Source organism: Agromyces molybdatiresistens (assembly GCF_052748445.2).
Map to the genome: position 1 here is coordinate 686,643 of NZ_CM188258.1, position 26,214 is coordinate 712,856.

Sequence of the window (26,214 nt, forward strand, 5' to 3'; positions counted from 1 at the left end):
ATGCAGCGCGCGGCCTCCCGGGGTGTGGCCGTCGTGACGTCGCTCGCCATGGCGATGGTGCCGCTCGTGATCCCTGCGCCGCAGGCGACCGAGTTCGCACTGCGATCCGCCGCGTCCGTCGTCGCCGCATCGGCCGACGCCCCGCTCACCGAGGCCGGCCTCCGCGCGGTGCTGCCGTCGGCGATCGCGCTGTGGGACGTCGACGACCTCGGCGATGCGGTGATCCGCATCGGGGATGCGGTGGGCGACCGGCTCGCCGTGGCATCCGGCACCACCATCACGGTCGACGCGGATGCCGCGGGCCACGGCTGGTTCGTCGATGCGACGCCGTCGGAGTCCTCGGAGTTCACGGAGCTCCTCGGGCACGTCGCGCGCGCCACGGCGGAGAGCGCGGCCGCCGGCCGGTTCGACCTGCGAACGGTGCTCGCCCACGAGATCGGCCACCTGCTCGGGCGGGACGACCTCAGCCGCATGGACTCGCTCATGCACGGCGAGCTGCGACCCGGCGAGCGCCACCTCTCGGTCGGGTTCGACGACGGTCCGCAGGCGGCGGTGCTCCGCGCTTTGGACGCCGGAGTCGAGCTGCCCCTCCGAGTCTCGAGCGAGGCCGCCGACGGCACCGCCGTCGGGGAGGACCCCGCGGCGACCGACCCCGCGCCGGAGCCGGACCCCGCGCCGGAGCCGGACCCCGCGACGGAGCCCGCCCCCGCGACGGAGCCCGCGAGCGAACCGGCACCCGCCGAGCCCAGCCCGGAACCGGTCGTGGTCGACGAGAGCTCGTCGGAGCCCGCACCCGTTCCGGAGTCCGACACGCCGGACACGTCCGGCACGACGACCGCGGACCCGGCCACGGCGGAGCCGCCGCCGACCGATGCGTCGGCGGAACCCACGGCCGGCGAGGACACGGAGGCCACCGACGCCACGGGTGGCGAGGCAACGGAGGCCGCGGCATCCGAGATCGCGACCTCGGAGACCACCGCGACGGATGCCACGGCATCGACGGCGTCCGTCGTCGACCTCGGCGCGTCCGCCGACCCCGGTGCCTGGACGGTCGTGGTGACGGGTGCGGTGACGGTGCGCATCGAGGGTGACGAACTCGTGGTCGGCGATCAACGCCGACCGCTGGCGTCCGTCACGACGCTCTCGATCATCGGCTCCGACGGCGACGACGCCATCGTCCTCGACGCGGACGCGCTCTCCGCGCTCGCCGAGACCCCGATCTCCGTCGACGGCGCGAGCGGCGTCGACACGATCTACGGTCCCGCCCTCCCCGCGGTCTGGGTGGTCGGCGGTCCGGGTTCCGGCGTGCTGCTGGCCGGCGCGGCATCCGTCTCGTTCCTCGGCATCGAGCGACTGCTGGGCGCCGCCGGCACCGACGACGAGTTCGTGATCGAGGCGGCGGGCCACATCTCAGCGGTCGACGGCGGGTCGGCCGGGTACGACACCATCACCGTGTCCTCGGGCGCCTCCGGGTCGGTCGTCTCGGTCGTCACGGGTCCGCAGTCCGGCGTCATCACGCGAGACAGCCTGGTGACGACGTACGAGGGCCTCGAGCCCGTCGATCTGCGCACCTGCACCGATTGCCTGGTCGAAGCGGGGAGCGGCGGCCATGACCTCCGGATCCGCATGGAGGGCGCCGAGGTCTGGGTCGAGTTCACCGACGGATCGGGGGAGACGCACCGGATCGCGGCGGCGGCGGCCGTCAAGCTCACCGTGCGCGGCGGGATCGGCGACGACCGCATCTCGGTCGGCGTGCTCTCGCAACTCATCACCCTCATCGTCGAGGGCGGATCGGGCTCGGACACCCTCATCGGACCCGACGTCGACACCGACTGGGCGATCACCGGCACCGACGCCGGGGTCGCGACCTTCGGCACCTTCTCGAGCATCGAGAACCTCACGGGCGGGACGGCGCGCGACACGTTCGCACTGACGACCGAGGTCGTCGGTGCGAGCCCGGCCCGCGTGTACACGCTGTCGGGCCGGCTCGACGGAGGCGACGGGCAGGACGCCCTCGTCGCCGGCGACCTCGCCAACCTCTGGATCGTCACCGGGGTCGACACCGGCACGGTGCAGAACGTCGACTCCGGCAACCAGGTCGTCACGAGCAGCACGCAGTCGTTCACGCGCATCGAGAACCTCATCGGCGGCGTCGCGGCCGACACCTTCCGGATCGAGGCCGGCGGGACGGTGACGGGGCGCATCGACGGCGGACCGCGCGACGCCGACGATCCCGCCATCGACTCCATCGTCTTCCTGAACTCCGGCAGCCCGGTCACCGTCACGCTCACCGGCGGGGCCTTCTCCATCGCCTCGCTCTTCTCCGACGCGACGACTCCCGGAGACCCGGGCACGGGCAAGCTCGCCCTGGACCAGGCGGTGCAGAACACCGCGACCGTGATCCGCGTCGATGCGGTCGACGCGAACAACGCGTCGGTGGTGCAGGCCGTCGAGAGCATCGGCGCATCGTGGGGCGTGTACGGGCAGATCCGGATCTTCGCCACCGGCGATCCGTCGCGCTGGCTGCTCTTCCAAGTCGTGGGGCTCGGTGCGCTCGATCCCGGCTACCGGTCCATCACGGTCTCGATCATCGACTCGAGCGGGGCCTCGCCCTTCGCGCTCGGCGACGCCGTGACCCTGGTCTACCTGCCCGCCCTGCATACCGCGACCGGCGTGGCGGCGTTCGTCAACATCACTCGCCTCGAGGGGTCGAGCGGCCAGGACATGATGCGCGGCCCACCGCTGCCGTCGGTCACCTGGACCATCGACGGACCCGACTCGGGCACCGTCGCCGACATCGCCTTCTCCTCCTTCGAGCAGCTCGTCGGCACCTCGAACAACAGCGACGCATTCATCGTCACGACCAGCGGCTCGGTCAGCGGCTCCGTCGCCGGCGGCACCGGCGGGCAGGACGCCCTCCTCTTCTACGACACCGCGGCCGACGAGGTCACGATCCACAACCCGGCCGGAGCGGATGCCTCGGGCACCGCCACCATCAAGCCCGTCGTCTTCTCCGGCATCGACCGCCGGGAGCCGATCGGCGGCAGCGCCACCGAGCCGGTCGTCCGCGGCGGCGTCCTCGCCGACACGATCATCATCTCGGCCGCCGACGCGAACCACGTGTCCATCCGCTTCGAGCGGACCCGTTGGTACAACGCCGAGACCGGCGAGTACCTCGACGAACTCGTCATCGCGAACCCGCTCGTCCGCCTCATCGTCGAGGCGGGACTCGGGGCCGACCGCATCGAGGTCCAGGGGCTGCCGAGCGGTTGGCACGCCGGCGCCGGCCTCTACATCTACGGGTTCCAGCGGTTCAGCGAAGAGCTGCCCATCTCGCTCGACGACGTCAGCCCCGACACCATCGAGTTCACGGGCGACGTCGACGCCAAGGGCGGAACCATCGAGGTGTACGGCGCGCACATCACGGTGAAGTCCGGGGTCACCGTCACCACGACCGGCGGCGACGGGTACATCAGCTTCCGCGTCCGCCAGATCGGCGGCGTCCTGTGGGAGAACCTGCTGCCCGCCTTCGGCACCGACCGGAACGTCTCGATCACGATCGAGGCCGATGCCGTCGTCGAGGCGACCGAGGGCGTCTTCCTCATCGCACAGGCCGAGGACCGCAGCCTCGCCGAGATCCTCGGCGCCGTGCAGGAGATCGAGAACTTCGTCATCGGCCCGCTCACCGACCGGCTCGGCAGCGTGTTCGCCCTTCCGGTGAAGGTGCTCGTGAAGCAGTCGACCGCGACCATCACGGTCGGAGATCGCGTGCAGATCCTGAGCGACGAGACGATCGGGCTGTACGCGACCGCCACGGCCGACGCCAGCGGCCGTGCGCGGGGCAGCATGGTCAGCATCGGATACTCGCAGGCCGTCGCGAAGGCCGGGGTGACCATCGGCGAGGACGTGGTCATCACGAGCACCGGGGCCGCGATCGTCATCACGAGTTCCGCCACGGCGGTCGCCGAGATCGAGACCGCCACGGAGCGCCAGCTCAAGAGCACGCCGAACCCCGGCAGCGCCCAGGTCGCGATCTCGCTCGCGGTGTCGAACGCGATCGTCGAGTCGACGATCAGCGTCGGGCTCCGCACCAGGATCGATGCGGGCAAGACGGCCAACATCAAGGCCAGCGGCGGCGTCGAGTCGAAGGCATCCGCCGCCGCCGGCATCTACGCCGACGGCAGGGCTGGTCTCGCCTTCGCGGTCGAGGTGTCGGACGCCGACATCACGACCACCGTGCTCGGCGACGTCTGGGCCCGGATGGCGCCCGACGTCTCGGTCGTGAAGATCGAGATCAACCCGAAGGTCGAACAGTTCGACGCCACCGGAAAGCGGAACATCGGGTACGTCGACTACGAGAACGACCGCATCTACGTCGGGCCGCACGCCCTCGTGACCGAGGACACCATCGTCTACACGAACCGGCGCGGGACGAGCATCGGCGGGCTGGTCGACGGGCGCGAGTACTACGTCATCTGGCAGGAGGCCGACGACGGCGGATGGATCAAGCTCGCCGGAACCGAGCGGCAGGCGATCCTCGCGGGCATGGGCGAGCAGTTCGAGGATGGGAACGTCATCGACCTCCTGGAGTACGAGAACGACCCGGATCTCAAGGCCGCGGTCAACGAACGCGACTTCACCGGCGGGGACATCGACGCCGTCGCCGACTCGATCGCCGTGCCGCGGAACGGCGCGGTCAACAACACGTTCGAGCTCGGCCAGGCCGTCGTGTTCCTGCAGGACGATCTCACGATCGGCATCCCCGGGCTGACGCACGGGACGACGTACTACGTCGTGGCGAGCACCAACCAGACGAACCTCCAGGGCGACACCCGATTCACCGAGGATCAGGTGATCGGCCTCGCCGAGACCGAGAACGAGGCTCGCGCCGGCATCCGCATCGATCTCGGCACCGCACCTGCCGGGGCAGGGTTCTCGCTCTCCGCGACGCACGTGCTCGACTCGGGCTTCGCCACCGGGATCGGCGTCTTCGCCGAACTCGACGCCTCGAACGGCGCGTCGGCATCCGCCGGCCTGGCGTCGGAGAACAGCAGCCAGACGTGGTGGGCCGACGTCAAGGAGAAGTACGGCTTCAACCTGCCCGACCTGCTCTTCACGAAGCTCACGGCCTCGTACGCCGCGAACCACACGAAGGCCGGCGCCGGCTCGAGCTCCATCGCCGTCGCCGCAGCGGTCGCGTTCGTCCTGGCGCAGCACCACGTCCAGACGATCATCGGCAGTGCCGCACACCTGCGGTCGAACGAGGACCTCGAAGTCAAGGCGACGATCACCGAAGCGCTGTCGCTCAACGCCGAGGCGAACGTCGAGCCGCAGTCCGACGGCAACAGCAGCGGGTCGAGCGCGGACACCATGATCGCCGCCGCCATCGCCGTCGGCATCGTCGGCAACACCGCGACGGCGACGGTCCGGCAGGGCGCTCGACTCGACGCGCTTCGCGCCACCCGCGTCATCTCCGACGTCTCGTACCCGTTCGGTCAACGCTTCGACACCTACCTTCCCCTGTCGGTGGGCGAGCTGGTCGACAGCATGCGCAACGAGGGGTACGACTCGGTCCTCAAGTACGTGAACACCAATCTCGGGCTGAAGGATGCGCTGTTCACCACCTGGACGACCTCGAGCGCGACGGCCGGTGAGATCGGCATCGCCGGATCGGTCACGGTGCTCGTGCTCACCAACGTCTCGAAGGCGACCGTCGAGACCGGCGTGTGGATCAACGAGGACCAGGTCTGGAAGGCGAACGACCACCCCAACAACCGCAACGACGCTCCTGGCACCGCACCCGACTCCGACGGCAAGGAGAACGAGCAGGTCGTCTCGGTCGAGGCCACGAACTACCAGCAGTTCATCAACATGGTCGGCGTGTTCAAGCTGCCCGACATCGACCTCGACAAGAAGGGCGTGAGCTTCGCCGACCGCATCTCGTTGAACCCGCTCGGCACGTCGGCCGGCAAGGGCGGCGTCGGCGGCTCGTTCTACGTGTTCGTGCAGGACAACACGACGCACGCGATCGTCGCCGATGGCGCGAAGGTCTTCAGCGGAGCAGACGGCGGCTTCAACATGAAGGCCGAGGAGGCGATCTTCCACGTCGACCTCGTGCAGTCGGGCGCCGGCGGGCGGACCTTCGCGATCGCCGGCAGCGTCGCCTACATCGGCCAGACCAGCGACACGCTCGCGCAGCTCGGTGCGAGGGCCACGGTGACCGGTCGCGACGTGCGCATCTACGCCGGCGACCTGATGACGCAGGCCACCTGGGTCGGCGGCATCTCGGTCGGCACCGGGGTCGGCGTGGGGATCTCGGTCGCGATCAACGACCTCGACCGCACGACCAAGGCGGTCATCGGCGATCCGGATGCCACGGCCGGGGACCCCGCCTCGGCCGTCGGCGGCACCTACATCGACGTGACCGGTGCGGTCGACGTGCTCGCGCGGCTCGACGGCGACCTGTGGGCGTTCTCGATCGCCGGCGCCGTCTCGGCGCCGGGCGCCCCCGGGCAGGCGCCGCCTCCCGGACCTGCCGGCGCGCCGTCGCCGTCGAAGGCGGTCACCGCGGTCGGCACAAGCGTGCAGACGCCGCCCACGGGCGTGGGCGTGGCCGGCGCCGTGTCGATCAACCTCGTGACCGACCGGGTCCAGGCGTCGATCGCGGATGCCGGGCACCTCCACGCGGGCAGCGTGACCGTGACCGCGGCCGACGAGTTCTTCCAGCTCTCGGTGACCGGCGGCGCGGCCATCGTTCGCAGCACCGGAGGTGACGCGAAGTCGATCGCCGGGGCGTTCAGCGTCAACTACCTGGACGTCACCACCCGCGCCTTCGTCGTGGCCACGGATGTCACGACGCCGGGCCGCGTCGCCGTCGTCGCCGTCCGCGGCGGAGACCTGCTGTCGGTCTCCGCGGGGCTCGCCGGGGCGGCCGGCAACGACAGCATCAGCGTCGCCGGGTCGTTCTCGTTCAACGTGGTCTTCAACGAGACCGAGGCCACGATCCGCGGCATGGTCGGCACGATCGGCGGCGGAGTCACCGTCAGCGCGCTCGACCGCTCCCGCATCATCGCCGTCGGCGGCGGCATCGCCTTCGGCGGCAAGGCAGGGGTCGGGCTCGGCGTCGGCCTCAACCTCCTCGGCTCGGACGCCCGGCCGACGATCACGCGTGCCACGCTGGCCGGCTCGAACCTCACGATCACCGGCGGCTCGCTCGCCGTCACCGCCACGAACGAGAACCCGAGCACCACCCCGCGCATCTACGCCGTCGGCGCCGGCATCGCCGCCGCACTCGGCCCCAAGACGAACCTCGGCCTCGGTTTCGTGATGGGCATCAACATCGTCACGACCCGCACGGAGGCCCGCATCGCCAGCAGCACGATCCTGGGCATCGGGCCGCGGAACGTGACCGTGTCGGCGACCGACACCACCGGGATCCTCTCCATCGGCGGAGGCGCGGGGCTCACGGTCGGCGGGGGGACCTCGATCGGCGCCGCCTTCGGCTACAACGAGGTCGACACGACGACGCGGGCGATCATCGACGACACCGACATCACCACCGGCGGCGACGTCGCCGTCCGTGCCCGCTCGACCGGTGCCGTCCTCGGCGTCGCCGTGGGGGCCACCGGGTCGTTCGCCGGGCAGGGCAGTCGCATCTCCGGCGCGGGTTCCGTGCTCGTCAACATCGTCAGCGGCGTCGTCGAGGCGGCCATCGTCGACCGGGTCGCGAACTCGCCCATCGGCGCCTCGGTCATCACGGCGCGGGGGGTCCTGGTGCTCGCCGAGCACACCGCCGCGATCACCGCCGGCGCCGGCGCGCTCGCACTCTCGGGCACCGTGCCCTCGAAGTCGGGAAGCATCAGCGGGACCGTGGCGCTGTCGGTCGCCGACAACACGGTCACCTCCGACGTGACGGCGACCATCACCGGCGTGACCGTCGTCGCCACCGGAGTCCTTGCCGATGACCCCCGGGCGGCCACCGGCCCGCATGGGGTGGTGGTCGCGGCGACGTCGTCGCCGACCATCCTGGCGATCACGTTGGCCGGGTCGGCCACCACCGACCCGATCGGCCTGGATGGCGCGGGCTCCGGCAACACCGTCGACCAGACGGTCCGAGCGACCATCGTGAACAGCATCGTCACAGCCACGGGGAGCGGCGTGCTCGTCGACGCCTCGAGCACCGCCGTCATCGTCGCGGACGGCGGGGGCATCAGCCTCGTGCTCAACCTGCCGGGCGGAAGCCCGCCCGCGGTCCAACTCGCGATCGGCATCGGCGTCGCGATCAACGACGTGACCAGCGAGACCGTCGCACTGATCTCCGGGTCGAACGTGACGGCACGGGGTGACGTCGTCGTCTCCGACGTGGTCTCGGCGACCATCGACGCGCTCACGTTCGGCGTCGCCGTCGGCGTCGCCACGAGCAACCCGAGCGTCCAGATCGCGGGCGGCGGCGCAGGCGCCTGGAACCGGATCGGTGGTCGCTGGGTCGCGGGCGCTGCGGTCCCGATGGTGCGGGCGGCGATCGTGAACAGCACCGTCGCCTCCACCGACGGTGCGGTGACGGTCCGAGCCTCCGACACGTCCACGATCCACTCCGATGGTGCGGGGGTCGGCATCGCCCTCGCGTTCGGCTCGGGAGACAAGTCCGGATTCAGCGGCGGCCTCGGCGTGGGGGTGGCCATCAACGAGATCTTCACGCGCGACCCCGCGAGCCCGGCGGCGCGCCACCGCAACCTCATCACCGCGGTCATCGACGCGTCATCCGTCACGGCGAAGACGGGCGTCACGGTGTCGGCGGCCTCGGCTCAGACGATCGACGCACTGGTGCTCGGCGGCGCGGTCGACGGGCGGATCGGCTCGGCCGGCGGCTTCAACCTGGCGGGCGGCGGCGCGGGTGCGCGCAACGAGATCTTCACGGCCGTGCGCGCGCTCATCCGGGGCGGCACGTCGACCAAGGCCGTCACCGCCACGGCGGGCCCGGTGACCGTGTCGGCGTACGACCTGTCGAAGATCACCGCCGACGCCGGCGCACTCGGCGTGCTGCTCGCGCTCGGCAAGGGCAGCGGCTTCAACCTGGCGCTCGGCATCGCCGTGGCCCTCAACACCATCGACAGCGAGGTGCTCGCGGTCGTCGACGCCACGAAGGTCGAGGGAGATTCCGTGGCCGTCCGGGCCGGCACGACGTCGGACACGACGATCGACGTCCTCGCCCTCGGCATCGCGGCCGGGTTCCGCCTCGGCAGCGGCGGGACGAGCGGCCTCGACCTCGCCGCCGGGCTGTCCATCGCGATCAACGACATCACGCGCGTCATCACCGCCGAACTCCGGAACGGCGCCCACGCCGTGGCCCGGTCCGCCGAACTCGCCGTGACGGCGACCGACCGCACGAGGATCCACGTCGATGCGGGCGGGTTCGCACTCTCGCTCAGCTTCGCCAACGGCGACGGCAGCGGCGCGACGCTGAGCGGCGGAATCTCGGTCGGCGAGTCGCGGATCACCACGACGGTCATCGCGCGGGTCGCGGCATCCCTCGTCGACGCCGTGTCGGCCCGCATCGTCGCCGACTCGGCCGCGACGGTCGAGACGCTCACCATGGCCGGCGCCGGCGCGGCCCGGGTGACCGTCGGGAGCGGCGTCGGCTTCGCGGGAGCGGTCGCGGTCGCCTGGGCGGGCAACACGATCACGAGCACGGTCCTGGCCACGATCGCCGACTCGCGCACGACGCTCCCGGGACGCCTCGCCGCCGTGCAGGTCGGCTCGGGCGAGCTCCTCGTCTCGGCGATCGATGCGGCGCACATCACGGCGCGCATGGGATCGGGCGCCCTGTCGGTCGCGATCGGCTTGAGCGAGGGCGGTGCGTCGTTCAACGCCTCGGTCGCGGTGGCGCTCGCCGACAACATCATCGACGGTTCCGTCGACGCCGCCATCCGAGACTCGTCCGTCACGAGCACCGGCACGGTCACGGTCCAGGCCGAGTCGACCCGCACGCTCTGGGCGGAGGCGGGATCGGTGGCCGTCGGGATCGCCATCCAGATCTCGGAGGCGCCCATCTCGGTCGGGGGCGCCGGGGTCGGGATCGTCGGCGTCAACACGGTCGAGGGACACACGACCGCCGAGATCGTGCGTTCGAAGGTGACGGCTGCAGGGCTCGTCTCGGTGACCTCGACTGATGACACGACCGTCGAGGCGTCCATCATCGGCGTCGCCGTGCAGGTCTCGCTCATCGGCGCCTCCGTCGTGATCTCCCGGCTGACCAACACGATCGAGAACGACACCTTCGCCCGGATCCTGGGGTCGGAGATCACCTCGACCGGTGGAGGCGCCACGGTCTCGGCGAGCTCGACGGCCGAGATCATCCGGACCGAGAACGGGAACGTCAGCATCGCGGTCACGATCGGCGGCGCCGGTGGCGAGGTGTCCGGCACCGGAACGATCAGCGGTCGGACGGAAGCGTGGATCGGTGCCTCGGCAGCCGAGGGCACGACGCCGATGCGCCTCTCGGACATCGACGTCGACGGCCCGCTGCAGGTGCTCGCGACGACCGACTCGCATGTCTCGGTGCGCACGTTCGGCGGATCCGGAGGTCTCATCGCCGCGACGGTGCTCTCGGCGACCGGCACGATCAGCCGTGACACGCTCGCCCACATCGACGACGGCACCACCGTCGATGCCGGGTCGCTGCGGGTCGCGGCCGAGGCCACGAGGATGGTCGCCGACGTCGAGGCGGAGCTCGGAGCGGTCGGCCTCGCCGGCGGCGGGATCAGCGAGAAGACGACCGCGACGATCAGCGGCGACGTGGAAGCGTGGATCGGGCAGCTCGCCGAGGCGACCGGCGTCGCGAAGGCCACCGACATCGACGTCGACGGCGACGTGGAGATCTCGGCGCTCAACCGGCACGCCGACGCGACCGCGACGAGCAAGGGCGGTTCGGGTTCGGTCCTCATCTCCGTGAGCATCATCGACGCCACGGCGAAGGTGACCGGCAGCACCCGCGCCTACCTCGGACGGCTCGAGGGGCCGACGGGCGACGCGGGCCGGTTCGTCGCGAACGGCCTCGCCGTGACCGCCTCCGCCGTGCAGACGCAGGCCGAGGCCACGGTGCTCGCGGTCGCCGTCGGACTCGTCGGTGCGGGCGGCGGGTCGGTCAGCCCGGTCACGGCGAGCGTCGAAGGCACCGTGAGCGCGTTCGTCGATGCCGCGGATCCCTCGCGCGGCCCACCGCCGACCGCACCGATGATCCTCTCGATCGGCTCCTCCGGACTGCGCATCGAGGCGACCGCGGCCAGCGATGCGATCTCCACGTTCCGCGGCGGCTCCGGATCCGCGATCATCGCGGTCCCCATCCACTCGGCCACCGCCACCGACTCCCTCGCGGTGCAGGCGTTCCTGGCCACGAGCACCACCGTCACCGGCGGCGACCTCATCGTCACCGCCACCACGACCCGCGCGACCGCCACCGTCTCGGTCACCGTCGGCGCGGGCTCCCTCATCGCCGCGGGCGGCAACGCCAAGGGCACCGCCACCGTCGACGCCGCGACGAGCGCCTACCTCGCGAACGGCGTGACGGTCGACGTCACCGACGGCCACGTCTCGGTCACCGCGACCTCCTCCCTTCGGGCCGAGGTCACCACGCTCATCGTCGTCGCGAGCGGAGTCGCGAGCGGTCGCGACGCGAGCGCCACCAGCACCGTCTCGGGTGCGACCAAGGCGTGGATCGGTGCGTCGGCCGGGGTCACCGTGCGCCTGGCCGGCTCCATCAACACCCCGGGCCTCAGCGACGGCGACATCCAGGTCACCGCGACCGGTTCGGCCGAAGGCGACGCCACCGCCCAGGCGTACGGCGGCAGCATCATCGGCGACGGCGGCGCCGCGGCCGCGACGACGAGTGTCACGCCGAGCGTCCAGGCGCTGATCGGATCCGGCGCCGAGCTCACGGCGGCCGGCGACGCCGAGGTGTCCGCCGCACTCATCGAGGAGGGCGAGGCGCCCTCGACCGACATCGTCACAGTCGACGCGACCGAGGACACCATCTCGCTCGACCTGAGACTGCTCGACGGGCAGATCGTCCGCTACGTCGCCGGGTCGGCACCCGTGACCTCCGGGGGCGGCACCCTCGCCGGTGACCGCGACTTCGCGATCATCGTCGTGGACGACGGGGTCTACCGGCTCGGCGTGCGATTCGACGCGGCATCCGTCGACCCCGTCACCGACGTCATCCGGTTCTCGACGCCGCACCTGCTCCGCACGGGCGACCGGGTCCGCCTCTCCGGCGCCGGAGCGATCGGTGGCCTGTCGTCGACCGTCGTCTACCGGGTGCTCGTGCTCGACGACACGACGATCAAGCTGCAGGACGGCACCGAGGACGGCGTGATCGACATCACGGGCGCCCAGGTGATCGACGGCGCCATCCACGCTCCGGACCACGGCTTCGAGAACGGGGACGCCGTCACCTACCGCGACCCGGGCCTGTCGAAGGGATTCACGAGCGGCTCCGCCGACATGGTCTACGCCGAGACCGTCGACCCGATCACGGGTCAGGTGACGAGCTTCACGCTGACCGACACGCCGACGTCGAACCGCATCGTGATCCCCGACCACGGGTTCATCCAAGGCGAGGCCGTCCGCTTCCGCATCGTCGATGCGGGCCCCGGGTCGGACCCGATCACCGGACTCGCCGACGATGCCATCTACCGGGTGCAGCGCATCGACGACGACCACGTCCAGCTCGTCAAGGCGTGGATCTCCGGACTCGTGGTTCCCGGCAACGACGGCGACAACGACACCTTCCGCATCTTCACCGGAGGCACGTGGGCCGAGGCCGGCTTCGCGCCGGGCGACACCTTCACGGCGACCGGATGCTTCGCGCGCACGTACACGGTGCTGTCGATCGCCGGCGACACCCTCACCGTGACGAGCGACCTGGGACTCATCGGCGGCAGCTGCGTGATGACCGCCACGACCGGAGTCGTCGCGTTCTCGGTGAACCGGCCCGCGGAGCCGGAGGACGACTGGCGGTACTCGCTGGCCCGCCCTGGCGAGGATGCGATCTCGCCGCTCGTCGACGGCCGCACGTACTACGTCGTGGAGCGGAGCGACGACACCTTCAAGGTCTCGCTGACCCCCGGCGGCGTCGCGATCCCGCTCGACGCCACGGGGCTGTCGGCGAGCGTCACGCACCGCATCGGCGTCGAGGGGGTCGACTTCGGTGCCGCGACGGGCGACCTCGCGCTGCACTTCGACCTGACCGGGGGCGGCCCCACCGGCGCAGGAGAGCTGACCGGGCCGGACGGCGTCGACCTCGCCGCGCTCGTCGGCGCGGGCGGCGACGGCCGGTCGAAGGCCTCGGCGCAGGGCGGCTCGGGCGCACTCATCGTGACGGTCGGCCTCCCGCGCGCCGACCTCACCGTCACGCCGGCCGTCGAGACCTGCATCGGCTGGGATGCCGCGACGAAGACGTGCACGGCCGCTGCGACCGTCACCACCCGTGGGGATGTCACCCTCGAGGCCGACGCCACCGCCGACGGCACCGCGTTCGCCGACATCCGCGGCGGCGCGGCGGTGAAGGTGGGCGTCGCGCGGGCGCTCGGCAACGTCAGCCCGGCGGCGAAGGTCGCGATCGGCGCCGGCTCGACGGTGTCGTCCGGCCGTGACCTCATGATGACCGCGGAGGCCGACGGCCATGTCGAGGTGCGCGCCATCGCGAAGGGCGGCGGCATCATCGCCGTGACCGATACGGATGCCAAGGCGACCATCGGCCCGAAGGCCGAGATCACCGTCGGCGCCGGGGCCGTCCTGACCGCCGGACGCCTGATCGCGGCCGAGACCGACCTGCGCGTCTACGGGCTCACCGAGGCCGAGACCCTCGGCGTCGGCACGGTCGGCTTCGCGGGCGCCGACTCGAACTGGGTGAACCTCGCCCCCGATTACGTGCCCGAGGGTCTCGTCGTGGCGGCATCGTCGACGGTGACGATCGGGGAGTCCGCACGCCTCGAGGCGGACCAGGTACGACTGCGGGCACTCACGTCGTACGTCGACGTGCAGGCCAAGGCGGGTGCGGAGGCCTTCCTGGTCCTGCTGCTCGGCGGCGCGCAAGCGCGGGCGGCAGCCCTCCTCCAGGGCACGATCACGACGACGGTCACCATCGCCGCCAAGGCCCTGGTGACCGGATGGGCCGGCGTCGACCTGATCGCGCGGACGTCGGACATCACCGTGAAGCGCCTGGCGAGCCGCCTGGCCGTCGCGTTCCCCGTGCCCATCAACGAGGCGTACGCGTACGGGACGCTCTCGATCACGTCGTCGGTGGTCACGAAGGCCGACGCCCACGTCCGAGCCGGCGTTCGCTCGCCGTCGACGCTGCTCGAGCGGCCCTCCGACGACGGCAGCACCGGGCTGTACCCCCGCCTCGCACTCTTCGTCGATGCGAAGACCTCGCCGCTCTCGATCACGGCCGGCAAGTGGCGCATCACGACGCAGGCGGGCTACTACGACGGCGACCGGTCGGCCACCAACCGCGACGGCCTCATCCGCTGGGACGCCGACGTCACCATCTTCGGCGGCAGCAAGGGAGCCCCGCGTCTCGTCGTCGACGAGAACGGCGTCGTCGTCGTGGCGAACGGCGTCAAGATCGACGGCGTCGACGCGGTCGTCGGCCAGCAGGTCGGCAGCGCCTTCACCGTCAGCGTCGAGAACGACGGTCCCGGCAACATCCTCATGATCGCCGACGGGCGCGTCAACCGCGCCGGCGAGGCCGTCCAGCATCCCGCCATCGCGAACGACGCCGCCACTGCGACGACGGGCTGGCCGCTCTTCACCTTCAGCGACACGTTGTCGAGCGTCGTGATCATCGACCACTCGAACGCCGCCATCACGATCGGCTCGATCGACGTCGTGGCTTCGGCGGACGTGACGACCGAGCCCACCGTCTGGCTGCTCGTCCGTACGAGGACGTTCGGCGTGCAGGTGCCGCTGGAGTTCGATCTCACGCGCAACGCCGTCGGCACCACGATCGACATCCAGAAGCGTGCGACGGGCCGCCTGATCGTCTCGGGGCCGGTCAACAACCCGACCGGTTGGACGCACATCCTGCACACGAGCGGCGACATCGAGTTCGCGGTCGGAGGCGAGGGCATCACCACCAATGTGCTGCACCTCGAGGCTCCGTCCGGAGCCATCGGCACGGCCACGGCCCCCCTCCGCGTCACCCTGGTGCAGAGCCTGGACCGCGGCGGGCCCGGCACCGGCGACGACCGCGTGCGCCTGACCCGGATGTGGGCGACCGCACGGGACGACATCCACCTCCTCCTCCTCGCCGTGGACCGCGTGCCCGTGACGAACGCGCTGCGACCCGCGGTCTTCGTCGTCCACGTCGACGAGGTGCGGTCTGCGCAGGGCGACGTGCGGCTCACCCTCGACGACAGCCGCCGGCAGTCCGGCGTCGGCGGGGCCGTCACGGTGCATGTCCTCGAGTACCGGCCGGTGCCGAACGCGCCGTCCCTGACGGACGCGGAGAACACCTGGGACGACCATCACGCCAACCACTTCCGCCCCGACTCGCCGGCCGGCGCGACCCTCGCACGGGACCCCGCCGCGTACCCGAACGGCATCGGCACCGTCATCGACAGCACCTACCGCTTCGAGCGCCGAACCGACGCGCCCGCCTTCACCCCGGCGGACTACCCGGGCACCGCACTGACGTACGACCGCCAGACCTCGCCGTACGACGCCGTCGTGCTCACGGCGACCGGCCCCTCCGCGGTCGGCCTCGGCGAGCCCGGCCTCACCGCCGCACTGGACATCGTCGTGGCCGACCTCGGCGCCGGAGTCGCGGCATCCCGCATCTCGGTCGTCGCCTTCACCGCGCTCGCCGACTCCGTGCCACCGGCGACGAGGGCCGTGCTCGACGTCGACGTGGCGGGCTTCGTCGTCGCCACCGAGAACGAGGGCGACCTCCGGGTCGGACTGGTCCGCTCGCGCAGCGGCGACGTGCAGCTGCTCGCGCGGCAGGGCTCGATCCTCGACGGCGACCCGGACGACGCGGGCGACGCGACCGACCCGGCCGACGTCGTGGGCCGCAGCATCACCCTCCTCGCCCCGAACGGCAGCGTCGGCACGCCGGCCGACTTCCTCGAGATCGACCTGCTCGAGGGCATCGCGAACCCCGTGACCTGCGGCTCGCTGTGCGAGGTCGTCGCGGGCGCGCTCATCGCGCGTGCGGCATCCGTCGTCATGATCACCGAGGTGGGGGGAGACCTGCGGGTCGCCGGCGTCACGTCGCACTCCATCGATCGCACCGTGGCATCCGACGTCGTGCTCACCACGCGTTCGGGTTCGATCCGCGGCACCACGACCGCGGCCACGATCATCTCGGCCGTGCGCGTGAACCTGCTCGCCGGCGGGTTCGGCGGCATCGGCGGCCCAGTCACCGGCTCGCCGCTCGTGATCGACACGTCGATCGCCGGTGCCGGCTCCGGCCACCTGTTCGCCTCCGCGTACGGCGACGTGATCATCACCGAGGCCGACGACGAGCTCGTGCTGCTCGGGGTCATCTCGACGAACGGCTCAGTCGTGCTCACGGTGCCGGACAGCGCGGCGCCGCGCGGGCCCCCGGTGCTCGGCGGCACCACCGGCCTTCCGCCGCTCGCGTCCGACCCGCAGTTCTCCGACGCGAGCCAACCCGACGACCTCGTCCTGGTCGCGCGCGGTGAGGTGCTGCTGACGCAGGACCTCACGACCGAAGCCCGCCCCAAGGGCGAGACGGCCGCGTACCGCAGCGGCATCTGGGCCGCGACCGACATCACCGTGCGGGTCGGCGACGACGTCTCCGCCCCCGTCGACACCTGGATCGTCGCGGGCCGGTTCATCGCCATCCACGGCGACGAGGCCCCCGCGGGCGCGAACCCCGATCCGGTCGGCACGACCATGACCTTCGCCGGCGTCGTCGGCGGCGTGTTCGACCTCTGCGGGCCCGGATGCGCCGACCGCACCGACCTCACGCGGATCTTCGGCAACGCCGACCCCGATACGTTCCTCTTCACGGGCACGTTCCTCGGTGCGAAGACCCACGTCTTCGGAAGCTCGACCTCGGCGAACGGCGGCACCGCGGATGACGGCGCCGACGCCTTCACCGTCACCGAACTGCAGACCATGCTCGTCGACCTCGGCCACACCCTGACCCTCGACGGCCAGGACGAGGGCGACACGTACCTCGTCCGGACGACGGGCAGCCAGGGCGACGAGCGCCACTACGTCATCAACGTGCTCGACACGGGCGGCTCGGGCACCGACACCCTCACGGTCCGCGGCACCGACGCCAGCGACGACGTCTTCCTCCTCCGCCGCTTCGCCACCCTCGTCGAGGCGGGCTGGACTCCCGATCGCCCGGCCTTCGTCGCCCTGCTCCACGTCGACGCGGACGACGCCCGCGCCTCCGACCCGACGGGCAGCAGCGCCATCCGCCCGCAGTCGGTGCAGCGGATCAACTACGACCTCGGCCTGGACGACGCGGCCGGCGGACTCACCGTGCAGGGCCTCGGCGGCGACGACACGTTCGCCTCCGACGACAACAGCGCGCGCACCACGCTCGACGGCGGCACCGGGAACGACACGTTCCAGGTCGGCCAGCTGTACGGAACGCAGCGGAACGCCGCGGCGGCTCCGGTCGGCGGCGACCTCGCAGGCGGCGACATCTTCGGCACGATCGCGACGACGCGCGGCTGGCTGAGCGCGGGCGTGAGCCGCACGACGGTCGCCATCGGCGGCGAGGGCGACGACGTCTTCGCGGTGTACGCCAACGAAGCCCCGCTGACGCTGCTCGGCGGCGCCGGCAACGACCTGTTCACGGTTCGCGCGTTCGCGCTCGCCGAGACCACGGGCGACTGCGCCCCGGACGCCGTGAGCCCCACCTGCCAGATCGTGTTCCGCACCGACGCCCCCGGCGTGCCGCTGCCGAAGCTCCTCGGCACGCAGGTGGTCTACCACGAGAACCGCCCCGTCGCGATCGACGGCGGTGCCGGGTTCGACAAGACCGTGATGGTCGCGACGGAGTTCGCCGACCACCTCGTCGTTACGGCTGCGGGCGTCTACGGCGCCGGCGTCACGGCGACGTACACGACGATCGAGGTGCTCGAGGTCGACGCGATGGAGGGCGACGACACGGTCGACGTGCTCTCGACCGCCGCGGGCATCGCGACCCGGGTCTACGCGGGGCTGGGCAGCGACGTGGTCCAGGTCGCGGGCGACGTGAAGCCCGGCGTGGTCGCCCGTGACGCCGCGGGCGCGCTGATCGTCTTCGGCGAGGGCCCGCACGTGCTCACCGGCCTCGACGGACCGCTGGCGGTCATCGGCGGCGCCGGCCCCGCCCGACCGTTGTGGGTCGCGTTCGTGCTGCCCGGCGAGGCGAACCAGCCGCTCTTCGCGCTCGCGCCGCTGCCGAGCGAGGCGGAGCAGGTCGACCTGCTGCTCGTCTTCGACGACGGCGAGACCACCGGTCAGGCCGGCGTGCTGACCTCGACCTCGCTCACGGGCCTGGGCCTCGCGGGCGCCCTGACCTTCGGCATCCCGACCGCCCACGGCGAGCCCGCCTCGTTCGGCGCCGGGATCACGATCGGCGACACCCTCGAGGTCGTCTCCGTCTTCTTGGGCACGGGCGCCGATCGGTTCACGGTGGCGTCGACGCTGATCCCGGGAGCGGATGCCTCGACCGGAGTCCCCGCCGTGCACGGCGGCCTCACGCTCATCCACGGCGGCGGCGGCGACGACACCCTCACGGTGACCGGCGGCGGCGGGCCGCTCTCGCCGCTCGTCCTCTCCGGCGACACGGATGCCACGGGCGCCTGGTACGGCGGACGCGCCGGCGTCGTCTCGTTCACGGCGATCGGTTCGAAGCCGTTCGCGAACGAGATCGGCAACGCACCCCAGTTCATCGTGAGCCTCGCCCGGAGCTTCGCGAACGCCGGAGACGACACGATCGACGCCTCCGCGACCGGCGACCCGGCATGGTCGATCGGCGTCGTGGCCTACGGCGGCGCCGGCGACGACACCCTGCGCGGCTCGACCTCGGGCGATGTGCTGGCCGGAGGGTCGGGTGACGACCTCATCGTCGCGGGCGGCGGCGACGACCTGGTCTGGGGCGACTCCGGCGTCATCGTGGACGTCCGCACCCGGACCCTCGACATCCCGACCCGCGGCCTCTGGACGGAGCCCGCCGCCGACCCGCTCACCGCCGGAAGCGACTCGATCACGGGCGGCGACGGCGACGACCTGATCTTCGGCGACCACGGCGCCCTCGTTCAGGACACGATCGAGGCGATCGTCGGCCCGGCCGGCTACGTCCGATCGACGGAGAAGCCGCAGCGCATCGAGACGACGCTGCGCCGGGTCGACGCGCGGACCGTCGAGCCCCTCGACGGCGTCGCCGACGTGATCTCGGGCGGCACGGGCGACGACGTGGTCTTCGGCGGCAACGGCGGCGACCGCATCTCGGGCGACGCGGGCCACGACACCCTCCTCGGCGACCATGGACGGGTGACGTGGTCGGCGCTCAGCGGTCTCGCTCAGCTCATCACGACGACCGATCCGACGCACGGCGCGGGCGACACCATCCTCGGGGGCGGCGACAACGACGCGATCTTCGGCGGCACCGGGGCCGACACGGTGTCCGGCGACGGCGGTGACGACCTGGTCTTCGGCGATCACGGCCGGATCGAGTCGACCGTCGCATACGACGGGCTCGTCGGCATCCGCCTCGAACTGCTGCCGCTGAACCTGCCGCTTGCGGCCCATCCGTTCCGGTGGACCTCGATCGACACGCAGGCCGCCGACGGCGGTGCGGGTGACCTGCTGCGCGGCGACGCCGGCGACGACGTCGTCATCGGCGGCCAGGGCGCCGACCGCATCACCGGCGGCGACGACGACGACGACCTGATCGGCGGCCACAACGTCGCGGGCGGCAGCGACACGGGCGACTTCATCGACGGCGGCGCGGGCGATGACGCGATCGCGGGGGACAACGCGAACCTCCTCCGCACCGGCGGCATCTCGAGCCGCCGCTTCCAGGTGCTCACCGCCACGGCCACCTACCAGCTGAACACCGGCTGCGCGAACATCGCCGGCGGACCGTGCGGCACCGGTCCGACGAACGCGTACGACGACCCGCGCGGCGTCGCGGCGCGCGACGTCATGCTGTTCGACCACGACACCTCGACGCCGGCCGGGCGCTACGGCGACGACGTGATCGCGGGCGGGGCGGAGGACGACCTCATCTTCGGCCAACTCGGCGACGACTGGATCCAGGGCGACGGTTCGGCGATCGACGACGACGGCGTGATCACGATCGACGCGCGCACCACGCGGCAGTCCGTCGAGGACTGGGCCGGCCCCGGCCGCGACGGCGACGACTACATCGAGGGCAACGGCGGCAACGACGTGATCTTCGGCGGGCTCGGCCGCGACGACCTCATCGGCGGCAGCTCCGAGCTGTTCAGCCTCACGACCCCCGAACGGCGGCCGGATGGCGCGGACACGATCTTCGGCGGCGCCGGCATCCGTCTCGTCCGCAACACCCACGGCGACCTCGGGGAGGGCGGCCACGCCGCGGACAGCGACGTCATCCTCGGCGACAACGGCAACATCCACCGACTCGTGCGCGTCGTCGCGGTCGACGGGGACACGTCGACGCCCGACACGGCGTTCCTCACCTTCACCTACGACGAATACGCGGGCGGCGTGCGGCTGCTGCCTCGCGCCTTCACGTTCCTCGACTACGTCCAGGGCTCCGGCGTCGGCACCGGCGCGGCGGACGTCGTCCACGGCGAGGACGGTGACGACACGATCCACGGCCAGCTCGGCGACGACGTGCTCTTCGGCGAGGGCCAGGACGACGACCTCTACGGCGGCTGGGGCAACGACCGCATCTACGCCGGCACGGGCGTCGACGGCGTGCTCGGCGACGACGGCAAGCTGCGCACGAGCCGCAACGGCCTCACCGAACCGCTGCATGGCGTCGACGCGGCCGACCTCGCCGAGTTCGTGTCGCTGCCCGGGCCCTTCACCGGCGCCGAGATCTACATCCTCGGCGAACTCCTGAAGCGCGCCGATCTCGCCACCTGGATCGACGGCCCCGTCAACCACGACGTGATCTACGGCGGCCTCGGCGACGACTTCCTCCACGGCGGTGAGGGCAGCGACGCGATCAGCGGCGCCGAGGCGATGCGGGAGTTCTACAACCGCGACCTCCGGACGGGCGCGCTCACGCGCCTGGCGACCGAGCTCCCCGTGGTCGACACGAACCCGCTGCGCTACGACCCGGCGACGACGAAGTTCGCCGACTACGACGCCGACGATCCGTGGTCGATGATCCCCGGGTTCCTGCTGAACTTCGACGCGTACGTGCTCGACGAGGCGACCGGCCTGCCGATCGAGGTCGACGGCGTCAAGGTCAAGAGCGGAGACGGCCGTGACCGCATCTACGGCGACCTGTGGCACGACTGGCTCGTCGGCGGAACCGACTGCGACTGGCTGTTCGGCGGCTTCGGCGACGACCTGCTGCAGCTCGACGACAACCTCGAGACCGCAGGCGGGGCGAACACCGACCCCGAGAACGCCGATCCGCGCTTCCGCGACGGCGACTTCGGCTACGGCGGCGCGGGCCGCGACATCCTGATCGCCAACACGGCCCGGGACCGCATGTTCGACTGGCTGGGCGAGTTCAACACCTTCGTCGTCCCGTTCAGCCCGTTCGGCCCGCCGACCGTGAACCGCACCTTCAGCCCGGGCGCGCGCGACTTCATCCGCGCCCTCTCCGAGGCGGGCGGATCCGACGAGGGACCGGGCGTGCCCCCCGGCGAGCCGTACGACGAGGAGGCCCTCGTCGAGCCGAGCGACGGACAGCTCTGGCAGGACCAGAGCGGCGCTCCGCGCGACCCGCAGCCGGGCAACCTCCCCGGCACGCGCGACGACGTCGGCGACGCGAACCTGCACTGCCCGTGCACCTCCGAGGCGGCCATCCGCGTGGTCAAGTACGTCGACGGCGAGGACGCGAACGAGACCGGCCCGACCGTCGACCCCGGTTCGACGGTGGTGTGGACGTACGCGGTGACCAACCCCGGTACCGTCGCCGTCCGCGTCATCCGGATCCTGGACGACGCCGGCAGCCCGGCCGACCCGTCCGACGACTTCGCCCCCGCGTACGTCTCCGGCGACCTCGACGGCGACGGGTTCGTCGATCCGGGCGAGGAGTGGTGGTACCGCGCCGAGGGCGTGGCGATCGCCGGCCGGTACGTCAACCTCGTCCTCGTGGAGGGCCTCGGCGAGGACGGGAAGACCGTGCGCGACAGCGACCCCGCGGTCTACTCCGGTCGGGTCATCGAGGTGGTCGAGCTGTTCGTCGAGAAGGCCGTGAACGCGGCCGACCCGCTGGACCCGACGGCCGCCGAGGACGCCGACACCGGCCCCGGACCGACCGTCACGGCCGGAGCGCCGGTGACCTTCACCTACCTCGTCTCGTCGCTCGGCGGATCGGTCGCCGGCGTCGCGCTGGTCGACGACAACGGCACCCCGACCGACCCGTCCGACGACTTCGCACCGGTGTACCTCTCGGGCGACCTGAACGGCGACGGCATCCTCGACGTCGGCGAGGTGTGGCTCTTCCGCGCCATCCGCACCGCGGTCGTGGGCCCGTACCTGAACGTCGCGACGACGTCCGGCACGGCCGGCGGCGAGCAGCTGACGGCGACGGATGTCGCGCACTACATCGGCGTGACGGTCGGAGTGATCCGCATCGAGAAGGCGGTCAACGCGGCATCCGCGCTCTCGCCCACGAACGCCGACGACGCCGACACCGCCGCGCAGGCGAAGCCGCTCGTGCCCGGCACGCCCGTGGTGTGGACCTACCTCGTCACGAACCTCACGCAGTTCGCGCTGCACCAGGTCGCGGTCACCGACGACAACGGCACGCCGCTCGACCCCACCGACGACTTCGCGCCCGCGTACGTGTCGGGAGACACGAACGGCGACGGCATCCTCGACCCGGACGAGGTGTGGCTGTACACGTCGGCCGGCGTCCTGACGTTCCTCGCCGGCGAGGGACTGTTCGGGAACCGCACGGACGTGACGGCGCTCAACCCCGGCGGCGACGCGGTCACCGCGTTCGACCTGGCGTTCCACTTCGGCGCGGTCGCCCGTCCCGAGATCGTGAAGTACGTCGAGGGCGAGGACGCCCCGGCCGCGCCGGGCGTCGAGGTGCCGGTGGGCGCGACCGTCACCTGGACCTACGTGGTGCGCAACACCGGCAACATCGCGCTCGCCGTGACGGTGGCCGACGACCACGGGACTTCGCTCGACGCGTCGGACGACTTCGCGCCGGTCTACGTGTCGGGCGACGTCGACGGCGACGGGCTGCTCGACCCCGGTGAGGTCTGGCTGTTCACCGCGAGCGGCATCGCGACCGAGGGCCCCTACGTGAACGTGGCGGCGGTCGAGGGCACGGTTCCCGGTACCGGCATCACCGGCCGCGACACCGACGACGCGCATCACACGGGCATCGTCGGGCCACCGAGCGGGATCACCGTGCGCAAGCTCGCGAACGGCCGGGATGCCGACACCGCCGCGACCGCCGTGCTCGTCGTCCCGGGCTCGACGATCCAGTGGACGTTCCTCGTGCGTCTCATCGACGGGTCCCTCCCGCTCGGCGGCATCGTCCTGGTCGACGACCGCGGCACCGTGTCGACCGACGACGACGTCGTGCTCACGCTCATCGACGGCGACGCGAACGGCGACGGCATCCTCGACCCGGGCGAGGAGTGGCGGTACGGCTTCACGACGATCGCCGCTGCCGGCGCGCTGCGCAACGTCGCCCGGGTCTCCGGCACCGATGCCCTCGGCCGCGTGGTCACCGACGACGACCCTGCCCACGTCTACGGCGCCGTGCTCGGCATCCGCATCGAGAAGGCCGTGAATGCGGCATCCGCCCTCTCGCCGACGGCCGCCGACGACGCCGACACCGCCGCGGAGGCCAAGCTGCTGGCCCCGGGGACGCCGGTCGTGTGGACCTACCTCGTCACCAACCTCACCGAGATCGAGCTGCACCAGGTGGCCGTCACGGACGACAACGGCACCCCGCTCGACCCGACCGACGACTTCTCGCCCGTGTACGTGTCGGGCGACGTCGACGGCGACGGACTGCTCGACCCTGAAGAGGTGTGGCTGTTCACGTCGGCCGGTGTGCGGAGCCACCTCGCCGGCGTCGGGCTGTTCGGCAACCTCGCCGAGGTGAGCGCGTCCAGCGGCGGGGGCGAGCTCGTCACCTCGACCGACATGGCGTTCCACTTCGGCGCGGTCGTGACCCCCGAGATCGTGAAGTACGTGAACGGGCAGGATGCCGCGTCCGCGCCGGGCGTCGAGGTGCCGGCGGGTTCGACGGTGACCTGGACCTACGAGGTGCGCACCACCGGCAACGTGCCGCTCGCGGTCACCGTGACCGACGACCACGGCACGCCGCTCGACCCGGCCGACGACTTCGCGCCGGTGCACGTGTCGGGAGACACCGATGGCGACGGCCTGCTCGACCCGGGCGAGGTGTGGCTCTTCACGGCGAACGGCATCGCGGCCGAAGGCCCGTACGTGAACGTCGGGGCGGTCGTGGGCACGGTGCCCGGCACGGAGATCACCGGCAGCGACACCGATGACGCCCACCTCATCGGCGTGGTGGTGCCGACCGGCGGGATCGTCGTGCGCAAGCTCGCGAACGGGAAGGATGCCGACACCGCCGCCGAGGCCGTGCGGGTGATCCCGGGCTCGACGATCCAGTGGACCTTCCTCGTGCGCCTCATCGACGGCTCGCTGCCGCTCGGCGGCATCGTGCTCGTGGACGACCGCGGCACGGCATCGACCGACGACGACGTCGTGCTCACCCTCCTCGACGGCGATGCGAACGGCGACGGCATCCTCGACCCGGGCGAGGAGTGGCGCTACGCCTTCGAGAGCATCGCCGTCGAAGGTGCGCTGCGCAACGTCGCGTCGGTGTCGGGCACCGACCGCTTCGGCCGCGAGTTCGCGGACGACGATCCCGCGCACGTGTTCGGCGCCGTCCTCGGCATCCGCGTCGAGAAGGCGATCAACGCGGTCGACCCGTGGGCGCCAACGACCATCGAGGACGCGGACGGCACGGGCAGCCAACTCCTCGCCGGCACCGCCGTCGTCTGGACCTACCTCGTGACCAACACCGGCAACGTCGCGCTCGCCGTCGCCCTCGTCGACGACAACGGCACGCCGGGCACGCCGGGCGACGACTTCCTGCCGACGTACGTGGCGGGAGACGCCGACGGGAACGGGTTGCTCGACCCGGGCGAGACCTGGTTGTTCACCTCAGCCGGCGTACGGCTCCATCTCGCCGGAACCATCGCGTACGTGAACACCGCGATCGCGATCGGGACCGACCTCGAGACCGGCGGGACGGTGACCGCGACCGACCGGGCCGCGTACCGCGGCACCGCCGCGGCCGAGGGCAACACCCCCGGGTTCTGGAAGTCGAACGCCACGAACCGGGATGCGGCGGCCTGGCCGCGCACCGCCGACGGCTCGCTCGTCTACGACCCCCTCCAGACCGTGGGCAGCGTGTTCTCGGAGGCGACCGGCGACGCCGGGTCGCAGACGCTGGTGCAGGCCCTCGACGGCAACGGCGGCGGCGTCACCGCGCTCCTGCGGGCGGCCGTCGCAGCGCTGCTCAACGCGGCGCACCCGGATGTCGCCTACCCCTACACCACCGCCGAGGTGATCGCCCTGGTGAACGCCGCGCTCGCGAGCGGCGACGCCGACCGGATCGGTGCGCTGGCCGCCGAGCTCGACGGCTACAACAACCTCGGTTCCGACCTCGACCAGCCGAGGACCGGCAGTCTCGTGACGACGCTCGCCGCCCCGATCGGCGATGAGTCGCTCGCGACCACGTCGTCGACCGACGCCACGGTCGAGACTCCGGACACGTCATCGACCGGAGCGGATGCCGCGCCCTCGCCCGCGGCCGATCCCGGGTCCTCTCCCGCGGCGGACCCCGTACCCGCGCCCGCCGAGACCGGGGCCACCGTGGGCGATGTCGATGCGAGTGCCCCCGTCGCCGCGGTCGGCGGTGCCGGCAGGCCCATGCGTCGACGCTGACGCGGCTCGCGAGGAGGCGCCTGCGGGGTGGTCGCCGCGCGACCCGCGGACTAGCGTGGGGTCGTGTCC

General features: G+C 71.9%; 1 protein-coding gene. It reads left to right on the forward strand.

Annotated elements, in window-relative coordinates:
* On the forward strand, positions 1-26,145 hold the full coding sequence (locus ACULK2_RS03170; protein ID WP_445969019.1) for a hypothetical protein: 26,145 nt from the start codon (positions 1-3) through the stop codon (positions 26,143-26,145).
* Positions 26,146-26,214 lie beyond the last annotated feature (69 nt).

Bases quoted from the DNA above. Each gene is read 5' to 3' on its own strand.
- ACULK2_RS03170 (WP_445969019.1), top strand. From the start codon at position 1: ATGCAGCGCGCGGCCTCCCGGGGTGTGGCCGTCGTGACGTCGCTCGCC.